This is a genomic window from Bacillus sp. NH11B (genome assembly GCF_001884205.1).
Taxonomy (GTDB): Bacteria; Bacillota; Bacilli; order Bacillales; family Bacillaceae_G; genus Bacillus_A; species Bacillus_A proteolyticus.
In genome coordinates this window covers 1-3,759 of sequence record NZ_MAOG01000006.1, presented here as the reverse complement: position 1 = coordinate 3,759, position 3,759 = coordinate 1, and the positions used below count along the sequence as shown (strand labels likewise).

The following is a 3,759-nucleotide window of genomic DNA, read 5'->3' as shown; positions in this document are numbered from 1 at the left end:
AGCATCTAAAAATAAAAATTGACGTTCACGTTGTTTGTTTCGTTCAGTTTTCAAAGAACTACTTGGTCGCTCGTTTGCGACTTCCTTATGTTAACATCTTCGTTAGTTAATGTCAACTAAGTTTTTTATTTCGTTTGCCGCGTTCTGCGTTATTGCATCGGCGACTTGTCTTATATTACACCTCTAAACCTTAATCGTCAACATGTTTTTCTAAAAAAATATAAAAAGGCTTATTCCCTTTAAAATAAGCCTCTTTTTCATATACCATTCTATTCGTTTATTATTTTTCTATAATTGGTAACGAGACGATAAACTGAATAATACCATCCTCATATTCTGCTCGAATACTACCACCTTGCAACTCAACAATACTTTTCGCAATCGCTAATCCAAGTCCCGATCCTTCTGTTACTCTACTTCTAGATTGATCTTTCTTATAAAAGCGTTCAAACAAACTCCCTAACTCTTCTCTCGTAAACTCTTCACTATGATTCGCAATTACAATTTGTATATCCTGGCGCTGCCTTTGAAGAGAAACTTTTATCTCCCCATCATCTTTACTATACTTAATCGCATTCATTAATAGATTATCAAATACACGAACCATCTTTTCCGAATCAATCGCTGCATAGGTACGTTCCTCAGGAAACTTCTTAACAAACATAAGTCCATGCTCTTCTGCCTGCGGTACTAACTCTTCTATTAATTGCTCCAATAACTCATTTATACAAACCTCTTGTTTTTCCATTACAACTTGCTCATTTGTTAGCTTCGTATACTCAAATAAATCTTCTATTAAATCCTTTAACTGCTCCGACTTTGCAAAAGCAATTCTTGTATATTCATCATGCTGCTCTTTATTTTCATATTTAGAATCTCGAAGTAATCTCAAGTAACCCATGATAGAAGTAAGTGGTGTACGCAAATCATGAGATACATTCGTAATGAGCTCATTTTTCTGCTTTTCTAATTTACGCTCTTTTTCTATATTATTCATAAGCTCTTCTGCCATATTGTTAATATTCTCAGTTAAAGACGCAATCTCATCCTCACCTTTTTTCTCAATACGATACGCTAAGTTTCCTTTTTCTATTTCCTTTACACCCTGTGCCATCGCTTCAATCTGCTTCATCTTTCTCTTTGTTATATAGAAGAAAGAGAAAATGAATACGAGTACACCTATGAAAAACGGAAACGGTCCTTCTTGCGTATCATACATTACTACACCATCCGGAATTCCACTAACGAACATATATAAATTCTTATCTTCTATTGTAATAGGTGAAAAAGCTATAAATTCTTTTCTCGTATTTTCAAATATATCTTGACCATTTGAATAGTTGATCGCAAATGATGCCGCATTACGAATCGTATTATGCAAATCGATTTGCTCTTCTTGCGCCTGCTTTGTTTTATATAAAACTTTACCACTTTCATCAGCAACCAATATTTTTAAAGCTCTATTTCCTCGCTCTAAATTTTGATTCTCCATTTCGATCATATTGGATATAGCTTCTAATTTATTTTCATGAACCGAACTATTCGCTGCTCTTTGAGCTTGGTAATTAATTTGTTGCATACCAGACCGATAATCGACAGTCGCTTGACGATTCGCATTCTCAAAAAATGGCGCAGCTCCCTTTGCAAAAAACACTCCTAATAACGCACAAGCAGCAAAAGTAGTAACCAATTGAATTCTTATACTCTTTCGTACGCTCTTTACTAATTTCTCAATTAATTGTCTTGTTTTCCTCACATAAGTAAATGGATTAAATATCTTTTTCAATTTTATACCCCACTCCCCATACTGTTTTTATATATCTAGGTTTCCTTGGATTCTCCTCAATCTTTTCACGTACTTTCCGAATATGAACCATTACCGTGTTATCCGACTGGAAAGATCGTTCGTTCCACACCTTTTCATAAATTTGTTCTGCACTAAACACCATACCTGGGTTTCTAGCTAACAATTCTAAAATTGAAAATTCCCTCGGAGTTAGTTTCACTTCTTCTCCCTCTACAATAATTTTATGGGTCGAGATGTTTATTTTCATCTCTCCAATTTCTAGCTCGTCCTCATTTTGAATAGCAAAACCATTCATTTTCATATAACGGCGTAATTGAGATTTAATTCGTGCAATTAACTCTAATGGATTAAAGGGCTTCGTTATGTAATCATCTGCTCCTGTTGTTAATCCTAAAATCTTATCCATATCTTGCGTTTTGGCAGAAAGCATAATAATCGGCATTTCCTTTACTTCCCTTACTTTCATACACATATGAATACCATCTACTTTTGGCATCATAATATCTAATACGACTAAGTGCACTTCATTTTCTTCTAATATACGTAACCCTTCTTCTCCGTCCCCTGCTTGCAGTACTTTATATCCTTCATTCTTTAAATAGATTGTAATAAGATTCCTAATTTCTTTTTCATCATCTACGACAAGTATTGTTTCGTGTGCCACAATATCTCCCCCATCACTTTTTTAATCCCTAACTTCTATTATAGGAAAACTTCTGAAGAAAAACGCTCGGAAATCCTTAAGATTTTCTGAAGACGCAAAAAAGGTCTAGACTCCCCTTAAGTCTAGACCTTTCAAAAAACCCCTTTTATTTACGAACGTAGATGAAATATAGTACGAATAAAACTCCCATAACATACATAATTGGATGAACCTCTTTACGACGGCCACTCACAACCATTGTAATTGGATAGAAGATAAATCCGATTGCAATTCCTGTTGCGATACTATACGTAAGTGGCATTGAAATGATAGTAAAGAATGCTGGTACTGCAATCTCGAATTTCTTCCAATCAATTTCTCCTAAAGATGAAACCATCAAGATTCCTACAATAATTAATGCTGGCGCTGTTACAGCTGGTGTCACAACACTTAATAGCGGCGAGAAGAAAAGTGCTAATAAGAAGAACCCTGCTGTTACAACTGCTGTAAATCCAGAACGTCCACCCGCTGCTACCCCTGCAGAAGATTCAATATAAGACGTTGTTGTTGATGTACCTAAAATCGCACCGATTACAGTTGCAATCGCATCTGCAAATAGTGCTTTTCCTGCACGTGGTAATTTATTGTTCTTCATTAATCCCGCTTGATTCGCAACCGCCACGAGCGTACCTGCTGTATCAAAGAAATCAATAAAGAAGAACGTTATAATAACAATACCCATTTCAACAGTGAAAATGTCTCCAAAGTGAGTTAACGCCACACCGAACGTTGGTTCCAGGCTCGGTATTGCTCCCACTACAGCTTTCGGAGTATCAATTAATCCCGTTACCACTCCTAAGATCGCTGTAAGAATCATACCGTAGAATACTGCACCATTAACTTTCTTAATCATGAAGATGATTGTAGTAACAACTCCGAAAATTGCTAGTAAAGTTGTGCCCTTTGTTAAATCCCCCAATCCAACAAGGACAGCATCATTCTTTACGATAATTCCAGCGTTTTGGAATCCAAGGAAGGCAATGAATAATCCAATACCCGCCGCTACTGCAAACTTTAACTCTGATGGAATTGCATTAATGATTTTTTCACGAATACCTGAAGCAGTAAGAATAATAAAGATAATACCTGACATTAATGTTCCAGCAATTGCCGTTTGCCACGGAATTCCCATCGTTAACACCGCTGTATAAGCAAAGAACGCGTTTATTCCCATACCTGGCGCTAAAGCAATCGGATACTTCGCAAATATCCCCATAATTAACGAACCAATCGCCGCTGCTAATGCTGT

Annotated in this window: 3 protein-coding genes; all 3 read right to left on the bottom strand. The window is 36.2% G+C overall.

What is annotated here, in order from left to right; genetic code table 11:
• Positions 1 to 280: 280 nt before the first annotated feature.
• The gene (gene ampS / locus BAU27_RS00165; RefSeq protein WP_071769797.1) at positions 281 to 1,786 is read right to left on the bottom strand and encodes an aminopeptidase AmpS; all 1,506 of its coding nucleotides are present in this window, start codon (positions 1,784 to 1,786) and stop codon (positions 281 to 283) included.
• Positions 1,770 to 2,471: a response regulator transcription factor gene (locus tag BAU27_RS00160; RefSeq protein WP_071769796.1), complete on the bottom strand. Its 702-nt coding sequence runs from the start codon at positions 2,469 to 2,471 to the stop codon at positions 1,770 to 1,772. The genes ampS and BAU27_RS00160 overlap by 17 nt, the downstream gene beginning before the upstream one ends.
• Positions 2,472 to 2,616: 145 nt before the next feature.
• Positions 2,617 to 3,759 (bottom strand): NCS2 family permease (locus BAU27_RS00155; protein WP_071769795.1); only part of this gene is annotated, 1,143 nt, incomplete at its 5' end.